This window comes from Neolewinella marina (genome assembly GCF_002631205.1).
In the GTDB taxonomy this organism is placed as follows: domain Bacteria; phylum Bacteroidota; class Bacteroidia; order Chitinophagales; family Saprospiraceae; genus Neolewinella; species Neolewinella marina.
Genome location: NZ_PDLO01000007.1, coordinates 13,498 through 26,388, shown reverse-complemented (window position 1 = coordinate 26,388; position 12,891 = coordinate 13,498). Strand labels below are relative to the sequence as shown.

Sequence of the window (12,891 nt, the reverse complement as noted above, 5' to 3'; positions counted from 1 at the left end):
TCCTTTCTCCAAACAAATCGGGGCGCGGACGCGGGTGCCGGGAACGGTCGGTTATTCCGCCGTCAGGACAATCCTCGCGTAGCGGGTCAGGGAAGGTGCCCCCCCATCGGTGGCCGAGAGGATGAAGTGGAGGGTTTCTCCGGTCTTGATGTCGCGGGGCACGGTTACGGTGGCCCGGGGGCCGTCCAGGATGATCATGGCCTCCCCGGCGTAGGAATCCACCTCACCGTACTGCCACCAGTGGAACTGCACTTCGTCGCCGTCGGGGTCAGTGGCCGAGGCTTCCAGGACGACCTTGTCACCGGGTTGGACCACGCGGCGGCGGGCACCGGTTACGCTCACGGTTGGCGGGTGGTTGGCGCGGTCGTAGGGCTCCACGCACCAGTCGGCGCGGGCGGCAAAGTCGCGCTGCAGGGCCGGCAACCAGCGGGTGAGGGCATAGGCGGTATCGGCAGCCTCGGTGTAGGGGTTATAGTCGGCGGCGGCGGGTCCGTCTTCCCAACGCCCGGCCACCGTATCGGAGGGAACCAGGCGACCACCCCAGCCGCCCCACTCGGGGTGTTCCAGGTTATCCAGCCCAACGTCGACCAGGTGGAGGAAGGCGGGGGAATCTCCTTCGGAGATGAAGTCGTAGGGCACGAAGCTGCCCCACTGGGCATTTTCCAGCTTGTCGGGGTCGCCGTGGATGTGTTCCGGATCACCGGCCTGCTGCTGCCCGTCGCCGTAGCTGTAGTAGCGGGCCGTAAGGGGGCCGTGCCCCTGGATGATGTGCTCGCCCATGAAGTCCCCGCCCAGCCAGTACTGGAGTTCCGGGGGGACCGCCTTTTTCCAGTTGTAGGCCATCACCCAGAATTGCCAGGAGTTGTAGAGTACGGGAATGTTCGGCCACTGCTTGCCGATGTAGTTGCGGTAGGTGGCGTCCTGGTCCATCACGGTGTAGATGATGGCCTTCTCCCCTACTTTCTGGTAGATCTCGGGCCATTCCGGGGTATCCCCGTACCGCTCCTCGATCGACTTCAGGGCGCGGGCAATGGTGTTGGTGCCGCCCCACACCTGCAGGTAGATGGGCCGTGGGTCCTCGTCCAACAGCAGTTCCCGGATGAAGTCCGAGCCCTCCGTATCGTTTTCCATTTCGCCTTCGAAGGTGATGTTGCCTACCCGGACCAGCTGCAGCAGGGAGTCGGCGGGTGGATAGCCCGCGGCGTGTTGCGAAAGGTTGGGGTATACCTCCCCGTAGGCCCGGATGAGTTCCTGGATCCACGCTTCCCCGGGCCACCGCAGTTCGCTGCGTTCCCCGTAGATGCGGCGGGTCATGTCCATTTCCGAAACCATGGTGGTTCCCCTCCCGTCGCCCTTGTAGTGCCACATGGAGCTGCTGTAGATCAGCCCTTCCAGCTCGAGTTCGTTGGCGTAGAGCAGCAAGCGGATGAAGGAGTCCACGTCGTCGATCTCTCCGTCGGTGGTTACCACCGTGCGGGGTTTCGCCGCTTGCCCTCCGGCCGTTGGTGGAGCGGCAAGGACCAGGGCCAGAATCAGCAATAGGAGGTGGGGAAGTGAGTGGGTCATGGCGTTGGATGTGTCATCCGGGCACCCGCGGCCGCGCCGCAACACCCGGAAAATTGGAAGATAGGGCCCAGCTGCCACGATTGTCAGGAGGGGCACAGCTCACGCAAAAAAAAAGAGGGTAAGACGAAGCCTGATGCCTGGTCTTACCCTCACTACTCACTTTGACACTCACTAACAAAACGCACACAACAACACTATAGGCCTGTCTCCCGGGGGAGTCCACTAGGGGTATTTCTTACTTGTAGGTGGTGATCCTTGGTTCCGCGGTTGCGGGAATGGTTTTTCCGTTATGAATCAAGGCCGGCCTTCCGGGTTCAGCCCCGGTTGCACCGGATGGTATACCCCCATAAAGTACGTGTGAAAACATTTGTTTGGTGAGTTCGTCACTTATTTTTGCCATTTCGCCATTTTTTTCATTTTTCCGTTTTGTCAGAAAAAAAGAGCGGCCTTCCGGGGGGAAGGCCGCTCTCGGCGATTAGGTATTGTAGCCCGGGTTCTGGGGGTATCCTCCCAGGGTCCGGTCGATCTGATCCTGCGGTATGGGCCGCAGTACGTGGAAGGTTTCGATGTTCGGTCCTCCTTCCGGGTTGTACTTCTTCACCCTTTCGATCAGGGTGCCGGTGCGGGTGAGGTCGAACCAGCGGTGGCCTTCGCCGACCAGTTCGCGGGCGCGCTCGTCCAGCAGGAAGTCCAGGTTCACCTGACTGGCATCGATCATGATTTCATCTTCCTGTCCTGCGACGGCGGAGCGCAGGCGGATGGTATTGATGTCCTCGGCGGCACCTTCCATGTCGTTCTGCATCAGTCGTGCCTCGGCACGGATCAGGTAGGCATCGGCCAGACGCATCAGGATGAAGTCACGCTGCCCCTGGGTGTGCTGACGGTTCGGGCGGGTGGGGTCGATCCACTTGTTCAGGGAGGGGAACTTCCGCTCGGTGTACTCGTCGTCGGTGTAGACCAGGTAGGGCGTACGGGCCTGCCGCGACTGCGGCCACTGATCGTTCATCTGGGGGCCGGGAATGAATACCGCGGTGTCTCCAAGTCCGAACTTGGGCTGTCCTTCGGTACCGTATCCGGCAGCGGCTTCGGCGGCGCTCCAGGTGGGGATCGTCGATTCGTTGTTGGCGTACCAGACGTGCTTGAACGACTTGTCGTAGCGGCTGTCGACGGAGCGGTCCCACAGGTTCAGGGTGTAGGCTGTGGGGCGGAAGCGCTTCCAGGGCCGTCCGTTGGTAATGTCGCGGGTCATGCCGGGCAGGTTGTCGTACTCCATAAGGAAGTAGAGGTGGCCGCGGTTACCGTTGCCGTCGATGCCCTCGTCGACCTGCGACTTAGAGTTCTGGACGGTGAAGATGACCTCGGCGTTCTCCTCGTTATTGATGTCCCACAGGTCGGAGAAATCGTCGAGCAGTTGGAAATCGTAGTTCTGGATCACGTTGGTCATCAAGCTCTCGGCACGGGCGGCGTCGCCGCTTTCCGAGAATGCGGTGTAGGCCCGAGTCATCAGCGCCTTGGCCAGCAGGAATTCCGCGGCGGGCTTGGTGGCCCGACCATAGTCGTCCTGGACGGCCGGCAGGTTATTGATGGCAAATTCCAGGTCGGGAACGATGGCCTGCTTGTAGATCTCGGCCTGGGGGGTACGGTTGGCCTCGATTTCCACGCCTTCGGTCTCCTCCAGGCTCAGGTGGACGTCGCCGTAGAAGCGTACCAGGTCGAAGTAGTACAGGGCCCGCAGGAAGCGAACTTCGGCCAGGCGGGCCGTCTTGTCTTCCTCGGTCAGCCCTTCCAGGTCGGCCGAGCGGTTGATGACGGCGTTGGCCTGGTTGATGCCGCGGTAGAGGTCGCTCCAGGTATCCTGGATGAAGTTGTCGGCGCCGTTGAGGCGGCCGTCGTAGGCGTTGATGCCCTTGTAGCTGCCGTCAGCTCCGTTGGTATAGGTATCGGTGCCGAAAATGGTCATGGTAAACCCCCGTTCAACACCGTAGAACGGCTTCATAAAGGAGTAGGTGGCCTTGACGGCATCCTCGAAACCGGCAACGGTCGGATAGTAGGTTGCTGCCGACACCCCGGAGATCAGTTCCTCCTCGAGGTAGCTGTCGCAGGAAGTGGTGATAGTGCCCGCTCCCGTGAGGAGAAGGGCATATATGCAGTGTTTGAGTTTCACGGTTGTAGTATTTAGAAGGTGGCTCGGAGACCGCCCAGGATGATCTTGGTGGTGGGAATGATGTCCTGCGTCTCAGGATCGTAGGTATCGTAGTCGGAGCTGAACCAGAGGTTCTGTCCGGATACGTAGAACCGCAAACGCGACAGGCCGATGCGGGAAACCACGTTGTCCGGCAGGTTGTAGCCGAGCTGGACGTTGCGCAGTTTCACGAAGCTGCCGTCGAAGTAGCTCAGGGTGGACCCGTTGCGGGGGCTTTCCTGGTTCTCGTTGGGCCGCGGGTTGGCGTTGGTGGGGTTGTCGATGGTCCAGTAGTCAACGTCCAGGTTGTTGTAGCGGGCGAACAGGCTGTTGTTGCCGCGGTGGAAGTTGCTGGAGATCATTTGTCCCTGGCGGAAGAAAAAGAAGATAGAGAGGTCCACGCCGCGGTACTCAAAGCGGTTGGTGAGGCCGCCGAAGAAGTCGGGCACGTCGGAGCCGAGGATCACCCGGTCGGCCGGAGTGATTACGCCATCGCCGTCGATGTCTTCGAGCTTAATTTCCCCGGGCACCTTGTTTTCCCGGCTGTCGGCCAGTTCCACTTCGTTGGCCTGGTAGATGCCGATCTTGTTGTAGTCGTAGAATACGTTCAGGGGCTGTCCGATGAACCAGCCGTTGCCCACGTCGTCGATGGGGTTGCCCTCGTCGTCGGTGAGGGCCAGCTCGGTGATCGATTCCCGGTAGCCGGAGATGTTGAAGTCGACGTCCCAGCTCAGTCCCGTGGGGTTGCGCAGGATGCCGGCGCCCAGCACCAGTTCGGCACCCTTGGTCTGGGTGGAGCCGATGTTCTGCAGTACGCTGGAGTAGCCCGAAGTGGGGGGCAGGTTGCGCGCCAGCAGGATGTCTTCGGTATTGGTGCGGTAGATCTCGAAGGAGCCGTTGACCCGGCCGTTAAGGATGTCGAAGTCGACGCCCGCGTTCAGGGTTTTGGACACCTCCCAGCTCAGTTCGGCGTTGGGGATATCGCGGAGGGCGAAACCGAAGGCGGGGCTTTCGTCCCAGGCGTAGACCGTACGCTGCAGGGCACCCTGGGTGCTGTAGGGCGATACGGCGGTGTTGCCTACCTCACCGTAGCTGACGCGCAGCTTCAGGTCGTTGAGCCAGCCGGCGCCGTCGAGGAAGCCTTCCTCACCGACCCGCCAGCCGAGGGAGAAGCCGGGGAAGTAGTTCCACTGGTTGCCCTTGGCCAGGCGGCTGGAGCCGTCGGCCCGCAGGCTCACCTGTACCAGGTACTTGTTCTGGATAGAGTAGTTGGCCCGGCCCATGAAGGATGCCAGCTGCCATTCGCTCAGGGTAGAGCTCAGGTCGCCCTTTACTTCGGCGGTACCGATATTGTAGAACATTTGCTCCTCGTAGGGCAGGTTCAGTACGTCCACGCTGTTCTGCTCGTAGCGCAGGGCCTGAATCGACTGCAGGAAGGTCAGTCCGAGATCGTTGCCCTCCCCGATGGTCCTGTTGTAGTTGAGGATGTTCTCCCAGGTGTAACCGAAGTCCTGGCTGTTGGTGATACCGGCGTCGGCGGGGCCACCCCGGTTGTCGTTGGTGAAGCTGCCCCGGAATTCACCGCGGCGGTAGTAGCGGATGTCAGGACCGAAGTTGGTGGTGAACACCAGCCCGGGCATCAGGTCGGCCTTCAGGTAGATCGGCGCGAAAAGGCGGGTAACCCGGCGGTCGTCGATGTAGGCATTCTCGACCAGTTCCGAGAGGGGGTTGGTACGGATACCGTCGTTGGTGGGCAGGAAGCGCACCGAGCCATCCTCGTTGTAGGGGACGCCCAGGGGGTTGTTCGCCAGGGCTTCGCCGAGGGTAGCGTTGGAGCCGTAGTTCTGCAGGGAGTTGGACAGGGTAAACGAGATACCGGCCTTGAAGATGGAGCCAATTTTCTGGTCCAGGTTCACCCGGGCGGTGTAGCGCTTGAAGTCCATGTTCGAGATGATGCCCTGCTCGTCGAAGTAGCCCAGGGAGATGTTGAACTGGGTAGCTTCGGTACCGCCGCGGACGCCCAGCTGGTGGTTCATCTGCCATCCGTCGTTCAGGACGAGGTCCTGGAAGTCGGTGCTGCGGCCCATGGCGATGCTTTCCAGTTCGGTGGGGTCCTGGAAGACGGTCTCATCGGGGGGGATGGCGCCGTTCCAGCCGTCGCGCTGGCTCTCGCGCTTCATGGCGGCGAATTCCTCGCCGTTCATCATGTCCACGGTGTTCGAGGCGCTGGTGCCGCCGTAGTAGCCGTCGTAGCTCACGATGGTCCGGCCGGCCGAACCGCGCTTGGTGGTGATGATGACTACGCCGTTGGAGCCCCGGCTACCGTAAATGGCCGTGCCGGCGGCGTCCTTCAGGATCTCCATCGATTCGATGTCCTGGGGGTTGATGTCCGCAATGGCGCTGGTACCACTGGTCTGGGGAATACCGTCGATCACGAAGAGGGGGTCGTTGGAGGCCGAGAGCGACCGCCGACCGCGGATGCGGATGCTGGGGTTGGCACCCGGTCGGCCACCGCCGCTGACGATGTCGACGCCACTGACCTGGCCCTGCATGGCGTCCACGCCACTGGAGGTCGCGATCTTCTTGATCTGCTCGTCGTTCAGGCTGGAAATGGAGGCCGTTACGTCCCGCTTTTTCTGGATACCGTAGCCTACTACGACGACCTCGTCGAGGGTCTCGGAATCCTCGAGCATGACAATCTCGAAGTTGGTCTGGCTGCCCACCTGAATGATCTGGCTCTGGTAGCCGGTGTAGGTCACCACCAGATGGGGGTCGTCGCTCTTGACGTCAATCGAGAAACGGCCGTCCAGGTCGGTGACGGTACCGTTCGTGGTACCCTCCTCCAGGATGGTGGCCCCGATCAGGGGCATCCCGCTTTCGTCGGTGACGATGCCGGTAATTTCCACCAGCGGCGCCAGTGTGCCGGGGGGCAGGTTAGCCGCAGACACAGCCGTCAGGCTGCACCACAGCAGTAGGAATAAAGAAATTCGCATGATCCCAAAATTTATAGTGAGTACAAAGGTCAATATTTGCTGATGCCACAGCACCGCAGTCAATCGTTTCACATTACCGCATAATACTACAACTAAATATGCTCCCTGCCAACTTATTTGCCCTATCGACACTTGTTTTTATTCCGATTGCATTTTTTCACCGCCTTTGGGCACCCTACCTTTCGCCCCATGCTTGACATCCTTCTCGAGGGCCCCGCCTGGGCCGTGATCAACAAACCCGCCGGCATTGCCACCGAGCGCCACTTCCAGTACGACACCGTGGAGGCGCGGGCGCAGGAGCAGTGGAGTCGGCCGAACGCCAAGAAACCTGCCTTTGTCGGCATCGTACACCGGCTGGACCGGGTAACCAGCGGAGCCCTGGTGTTGGCCCGCAACAAATCCACCCTAGTAACCCTGAACGAGGCCTTCGCCGCCCGCCAGGCCACCAAGGTGTACTGGGCGGTCACTGACCGTCCGCTACCGGAAACCGCCGGCCACCTGAAGCACTACCTCGTGCGCAACCCCACCAACAAGCTGGCCATGGCCAGCACCCGCCCCGTACCCGGGGGGCAGGAGGCTACCCTGGAGTACCACCTGTTGATCGAGCAGGGTGAGCGCTACCTTTATGAACTACGACCACGCACCGGCCGCTTCCACCAGATCCGCTGCCAGCTCGCCGCCAGTGGTGCCCCTATTGTGGGCGACCACGCCTACGGCTCCCACCGCCCCCTGGGCGACCACCAGATCGCCCTCCACGCCCGGGTGCTTGGCTTCCCGGACCCAAAAACAGGTGAAACGGTGACCGTCACCGCTCCCCTACCCGCTCACTGGCCCCTCCATCCCCCGCGGTCGGAGGAAGAGTAGACCTCACCCTCACTGGGCCCCACGGTACGCACGAGCTTGCTCAGCAGAAATTATCCCAACCGGTTGTCACCCTGCGGAAAAAGGTTATCCTTGTGCCATGCGACTTCTCTTCCTTACTATGGTTATCGCCTTCCTGGGCTGCGAACAACCAACACAGGTGGCTCCTGTGAGCCAACTCATCGGACCCGCGTCCGCGCCCCCGGTATACGGCAGCTTCGAAGATGTACAGCCCCTGTTCCAGCAGCGCAACGACACCACCTACCTGGTCAACTTCTGGGCCACCTGGTGCAAGCCATGCCTCGAGGAACTGCCCCTGCTTCAGCAACTGAGCGATGAGCACCGCGACCAGCCCCTGGAGGTCATCCTGGTGAGCCTGGATACCGAACCGGGAGCGATCGACCGCATCCCCGCCTACCTCGCCAGCCGGAACATCGACCTGCCCACGCTTGTCCTCACCGACGAAAGGAAAAGCTGGATGCGGGAACTCGACGAAAAGTGGAACGGGGCGCTGCCCACCACCTTCGTGTACCGCAACGACCTGCGCTATATTTACCGCCGCCCCTTCCGCACGCTTCCTGACGTGGTCGGTGCGGTGGAACCCCTGTTGGGGAAGTAGGTGATTTTGTCCGCCGGGGGGTTGTTTTCCCGATTGATTTTCGGTAGATTAGGGAGCAAACGCACCACCTATGCGGCAGCTCTACCTCCTCCTCTTTTTCCTGCTCACCACTACGGCTTTTGCCGACTCTTTCCGGGGGTTTCTGCTCACGAAGGACGGCTACCAGCTGACGGGTTACCTGAACATCCTGCAGTACTCGCCGGGCGGCAACATCATCACCTTCACCAACGATTTCGGCGATGAGTACACCATTCATCCCTTCCTGGTCAGCGGATTCGGCTTCAATTATCAGGGAGAGCCCCTGCGCTTCGTCAGCCGCCGCCACGAAGGGATGTGGTACTTTCTCCAGGAGGAAGTAAGGGGCCGGGCCGTTTCTCTGTTCCGCCTCCCGCGGGGCGGCGGGCCCTGGCTGGACGACCGGATGCTGCGGGTATTCAGTACGCCGCCGCCGGAATACTACTTCGAATACGGGCAGGGCAAGTTTCTCGCTGTGCCCCGCAACGGCTACAAGCGCAACCTGCGCCGCTTCTTTCAGGAGGCCAGTCCGGAGCTGGCCGCCAAGATCGGCAGCCGGGGCTACCGCTACCGGGATATGGCCGACATCGTGGTGGAGTTTAACGCCCGCAACAACCGCAAGCGACGGCGACTCTAGGAGCCCGGGTATTCGTCGGCCAACCGGCAACCCTGGTAGAAACTGTTGCGTTAGCTTAGCACTGCTTTCCTAATTTGCCGACCGCTCAAGCCCGCCTACTGATCCATGCTCAAGAAAGACCTCGCCGGATTCTTCGCCTTCTTCCTGGGTGTTTTCGGGGTGCACCGCTTCTATCTGGGGCAGTGGTGGCGGGGGGCGGCGCAATTCCTGGGCTTCTGGACGGTCATCGCCCTGCTGGCCGAAGAGGGACCGGAAATGCCCCTCCCCTTCATCCTGGTCGGTTTCGTGCTGGCGCCCCTCATCACTGCGGTGGTCTTCTGGGCCACGCCCTACGAACGGTGGGCCGCTAAGTACGACCCCCAGGCACTGGTGGCTCAGGGCTACACCTACCCCAAAAGCAGCAGCCGACCCACCTTCCAGACCGCCCCACCCCAGCGCCCGCCCCTCCACGAACTCAAGGCCGAAGGAGTGAAGTACTACCGCTCCGGTGATTATGACCTGGCCGCAGAGGCCTTTGAGGAAGCCCTGGAACAGGCCCCCACCGACCCCGTGGCCCACTTCAACATCGCCTGTTGTTTCGCCATGCTGGGCCGCTACCCCCAGGCGATGAAGGCCCTGGAAATCGCCGTCACCTACCAGCTTCCTAAACCCCACCGGATCGAATCCCACCCGGCCCTGGCCGAACTGCGCAAGACGCCGCAGTACGCCGAGTTCCGCAGCAACAACTTCCGCCTGCTGAACCTCATCGAGCTCACCCACCAGACCGCCCCCGAAGCACCCGAGGAGGAAGAAACCGTAGGGGACCTCCGGGAGAACTACGACCTGCTGGAACAAATGGCCCGCCTGCAGGAACTCCACGACGCCGGCATCCTTACGCAGCTGGAATACCGCAAGCAGCGGGAAAAGCTGCTGGGTTGATGCAGTGGCCCTACGTTTTCCTGTATATGCTCCTGGTGGGCGCATTGCTTTCACCTGCTCCGCTGGCCGCCCAGTGGAACCAGGACCGCGCTATCCTCATTGGGCTGGACTACGGGCCGTTTGCCACCGCCGGCAACCTGGCCGACCGCTTCGGCTCCGGCTTCGCCCTCGGCGGGGGCGTAGACTACCTCCTTACCCGGCGCAACTGGCAACTGGGGGTAATGGCGCAGTACGGATTCGGCAACGAGGTGAAGGAGGACGTCCTGGCGGCCCTGCGCACCGAGGCGGGCTTCGTCATTGGCAACCAACGGCAGCCGGCCCGCGTCGAACTGCGGCAGCGGCAGCTTTTTGTCGGCCCCCGGGTGGGCTACACCTTCCCCCTGGGGGAGAACCCGCGAGCCGGACTGAAAACCTCCACGGCGGCAGGCTACTTCTTCAGCCGCATCCGCATCCAGGATGACCCGGTGCAGTACGTCCCCCAGCTCGACCCCGCCTACCAGGCAGCCTACGACCGGCTAACGGGCGGCCCCGCCCTCCACCAGTTCCTTGGATACCAGCAGCTGGGTGGCAACCGCCGCCTCAATTTCTACCTAGGTGCCGACCTTACCCTGGCCTTCACCCGCCCCCTGCGTATTTACGACGCCGCCACCTTCGCTGCCCCGGAGGACGGGGGGCGGACCGACGTGGTACTGGGACTGCGCGGCGGCATCATCCTGCCCATCTACCGGGGCGAAGGACGCGAAATCTACTATTGATATGGAATGGCTGTACCGCAGCGGACTGGGGGCCTACCACCTCGGCATTCGGACGGCCGCCCTGCTCGGCAACCCCCGCGCCCGGCAGTGGATCAGCGGGCGCGAGCGCGACGTTAGCGCCCAGATCGAGGCCCTGCACGCGGCCGGCCGGCCCATCCTCTGGTTGCACGCGGCCAGCCTCGGGGAATTCGAGCAGGGGTTGCCGGTATTGACCGCCCTGCGGGAACAACGGCCCGGCTGGGCGGTGGTAGTCACCTTCTTTAGCCCAAGCGGCTACGAGCGGCGCCACGACACGGAGCACGCCGACGTGGTGGCCTACCTCCCCCGCGACACCCCGGCCGCTGCCCGGAACTGGCAACGGATCCTGCGCCCCCGCCTGGCCATCTTCGTGAAATACGAATTCTGGCATTTCCACTTGAAGGCTTTGGCCGAGGCGGGCGTACCGACCTTCCTGGTAGCGGGCAGCTTTCGGCCCGGACAGCACTTTTTCCAGCCCTACGGCGGATGGTGGCGGCGGATGCTGCACAGCTTCACCCACCTTTTCGTCCAGACGGAGGCGGATCGGCAGCTGCTGACGGGAGTGGGCATAGATCAGGTCACCGTAACCGGCGATCCACGCATGGACCGCACCGCCGAATTGGCCAACGCCCCCTTCTCCGATGAGCGTCTGGCGGACTTCTGCGAGGCCCGCCCCGTCCTCCTGGCCGGCTCCGTATGGGCGGCGGATGTGGAACTGCTCCGCGCGGCCTGGCCCCGGCTGCGACAGCACTGGCGGCTCATCCTAGCCCCTCACCAACTCCGGGAATCCGAAATGGCGGGCTGGCAGGCCGCCTTCGACGCCGACCGCTACACCGGCCCCGCTACCGGGCGCGATGTGCTCATCCTCGATATGGTAGGCATCCTGAGCCGTGCCTACCGCTACGGAAGCATGGCCTACGTGGGCGGCGCATTCGGCAGTGGCCTGCACAACACCCTCGAACCGCTGAGCTACGGGCTGCCGGTTCTCTTCGGTCCCAAACACCAGAAGTTCCCCGAAGCCGGCCAGGCCATCGCCCGCGGTGGGGCCTTCAGCGTCACCCGCCCCGATGAGCTGGTGGAAGTGATGGACCGCCTCACCGACGCGGAGGCCTACGCTGAGAGCCGGAGCGCCCAACTGGCGTACCGCGACGAAAACCGCGGCGCCGGGCAGCGTACCGCCCGACTGATCCTGCAATTCCTGCTGTGGTTGCTGCTCTCTTGGCCCGCCGGCGCCCAAACCTGGCCCGCCGCCGACCGGATGCTCAGCGCCCTCGACGGCAGTTTTACCAAGAGCAACCTGCTCGTCGCCCTTTCGGGCGCGGAATGGCGCAGTGGCCTTTGCCTTGCGGTGGCCGAGCTGGAGCGGGGCGGGACCGTATCGCTTGACCTGCCCCTCGAAGGTGGCACTAAGTACCTCATCGTCGGCGCGGCGGAATCCTCGGCCGCCGATATCGACGTGCTGTTGCGCGACGGCAACGGAGAAGTGGTAGAGCAGGATACGGAGACGGACAAGACGCCGGTGGTGGAAATTTGGGTGGACAGTACGGCCATATATACGGTTCAGGTGCAGCTGCTGTCCGGGCAGGATTCCACGGCCTTCGTCAGCCTGGGGCTGCTGCAGTCCGGAGGTACCCCCCTGGCCGATCGTGATTACCGCGCCGTCAGCCGGCAGTTTGCCGCGGCCGCGGGTGCCGTGCGGGCCGCCGGAGGAGCCGGTCGCCTTGGTTCCGGCCTGAACCGGTGGTGTGTATTGGGCTACCTGATCGGGGAGGGCGGCGGAGCCACCCTTGACAACCTTCAACTGCCGGCCGGCCGTCACTTCCTGGCCGCGGCCGCCGGAGAGCGCGTGCAGAACCTGGACCTCTACCTGGCCACGGAAGATCAGCGCATTCTGCGGGCCGACAACGACCCCGATCCCTACCCCATGATCGAGTACGAAAACAGCGAACCTGCCGCCCTGCGACTGCGTATTGCATTGGTGAAGTCGCGGGGCGATGCCCTGGTGCTTCTCGGTTTCTTTTCTCAGTGAACCGGGCTGGCCGCCGCCGGCCGCAACCTTCTACACACCATGGCCCAAGTACTTAAAGTGATCGAGGTGCTCAGCGAGAGCGCCCAGAGTTTCGAAGACGCCGTCAATTCCGCGGTGGCCGAAACCGCAAAAAGCGTGCGCAACATCGAGAGCGCATACGTGCGGGAGCAGTCCGTGACCGTCAAGGACGGCAAGGTGGACAAGTACCGCGTGAACGTCAAGATTACCTTCCTGGTCGACACCAATAACCCCGATGCGAACTGGTTCGCGGGTTGATAATTAGGAGACGGACGTGATC

General features: G+C 62.6%; 10 protein-coding genes. 7 read left to right on the top strand and 3 right to left on the bottom strand.

What is annotated here, in order from left to right:
* Window positions 1-51 precede the first annotated feature (51 nt).
* The 3 genes from CGL56_RS14335 to CGL56_RS14325 all read right to left on the bottom strand — a co-directional run bounded on the left by CGL56_RS14335 (window position 52) and on the right by CGL56_RS14325 (window position 6,741).
* Window positions 52-1,566: a DUF1593 domain-containing protein gene (locus CGL56_RS14335; RefSeq protein ID WP_099107414.1), complete on the bottom strand. Its 1,515-nt coding sequence runs from the start codon at window positions 1,564-1,566 to the stop codon at window positions 52-54.
* 475 nt (window positions 1,567-2,041) lie between these two features.
* Complete coding sequence (locus CGL56_RS14330) at window positions 2,042-3,730, bottom strand: RagB/SusD family nutrient uptake outer membrane protein (RefSeq protein ID WP_245851984.1); 1,689 nt, start codon at window positions 3,728-3,730, stop codon at window positions 2,042-2,044.
* An 11-nt stretch (window positions 3,731-3,741) separates the two neighbouring features.
* Window positions 3,742-6,741, bottom strand: a complete 3,000-nt coding sequence (locus CGL56_RS14325) for a SusC/RagA family TonB-linked outer membrane protein (RefSeq protein ID WP_099107264.1) — start codon at window positions 6,739-6,741, stop codon at window positions 3,742-3,744.
* Window positions 6,742-6,930: 189 nt separating this feature from the next.
* Here CGL56_RS14325 and CGL56_RS14320 point away from each other — a divergent pair, with 189 nt between their 5' ends.
* From CGL56_RS14320 to CGL56_RS14290, 7 genes are all read left to right on the top strand, one after another.
* Window positions 6,931-7,605 (top strand): RluA family pseudouridine synthase, encoded by a 675-nt coding sequence (locus CGL56_RS14320; protein ID WP_099107263.1) that lies wholly within the window; start codon window positions 6,931-6,933, stop codon window positions 7,603-7,605.
* Window positions 7,606-7,702: 97 nt separating this feature from the next.
* A complete protein-coding gene (locus CGL56_RS14315; RefSeq protein ID WP_099107262.1) occupies window positions 7,703-8,221 on the top strand; it encodes a TlpA family protein disulfide reductase in 519 nt (172 codons plus the stop codon).
* Between the two features lie 70 nt (window positions 8,222-8,291).
* Window positions 8,292-8,873, top strand: coding sequence for a hypothetical protein (locus tag CGL56_RS14310; protein WP_099107261.1), 582 nt, complete (start codon window positions 8,292-8,294; stop codon window positions 8,871-8,873).
* A 105-nt stretch (window positions 8,874-8,978) separates the two neighbouring features.
* Complete coding sequence (locus CGL56_RS14305; protein ID WP_099107260.1) at window positions 8,979-9,791, top strand: tetratricopeptide repeat protein; 813 nt, start codon at window positions 8,979-8,981, stop codon at window positions 9,789-9,791.
* Window positions 9,791-10,546, top strand: a complete 756-nt coding sequence (locus CGL56_RS14300; protein WP_099107259.1) for a hypothetical protein — start codon at window positions 9,791-9,793, stop codon at window positions 10,544-10,546. Before CGL56_RS14305 ends, CGL56_RS14300 begins: the two co-directional genes overlap by 1 nt.
* A 1-nt stretch (window position 10,547) precedes the next feature.
* A complete protein-coding gene (locus CGL56_RS14295; RefSeq protein ID WP_099107258.1) occupies window positions 10,548-12,593 on the top strand; it encodes a 3-deoxy-D-manno-octulosonic acid transferase in 2,046 nt (681 codons plus the stop codon).
* A gap of 39 nt (window positions 12,594-12,632) precedes the next feature.
* A complete protein-coding gene (locus CGL56_RS14290; protein ID WP_099107257.1) occupies window positions 12,633-12,869 on the top strand; it encodes a dodecin family protein in 237 nt (78 codons plus the stop codon).
* Window positions 12,870-12,891: the final 22 nt, after the last annotated feature.

Bases quoted from the DNA above. Each gene is read 5' to 3' on its own strand.
- CGL56_RS14335 (WP_099107414.1), bottom strand. From the start codon at position 1,566: ATGACCCACTCACTTCCCCACCTCCTATTGCTGATTCTGGCCCTGGTC.
- CGL56_RS14325 (WP_099107264.1), bottom strand. From the start codon at position 6,741: ATGCGAATTTCTTTATTCCTACTGCTGTGGTGCAGCCTGACGGCTGTG.
- CGL56_RS14320 (WP_099107263.1), top strand. From the start codon at position 6,931: ATGCTTGACATCCTTCTCGAGGGCCCCGCCTGGGCCGTGATCAACAAA.
- CGL56_RS14315 (WP_099107262.1), top strand. From the start codon at position 7,703: ATGCGACTTCTCTTCCTTACTATGGTTATCGCCTTCCTGGGCTGCGAA.
- CGL56_RS14310 (WP_099107261.1), top strand. From the start codon at position 8,292: ATGCGGCAGCTCTACCTCCTCCTCTTTTTCCTGCTCACCACTACGGCT.
- CGL56_RS14305 (WP_099107260.1), top strand. From the start codon at position 8,979: ATGCTCAAGAAAGACCTCGCCGGATTCTTCGCCTTCTTCCTGGGTGTT.
- CGL56_RS14300 (WP_099107259.1), top strand. From the start codon at position 9,791: ATGCAGTGGCCCTACGTTTTCCTGTATATGCTCCTGGTGGGCGCATTG.
- CGL56_RS14295 (WP_099107258.1), top strand. From the start codon at position 10,548: ATGGAATGGCTGTACCGCAGCGGACTGGGGGCCTACCACCTCGGCATT.
- CGL56_RS14290 (WP_099107257.1), top strand. From the start codon at position 12,633: ATGGCCCAAGTACTTAAAGTGATCGAGGTGCTCAGCGAGAGCGCCCAG.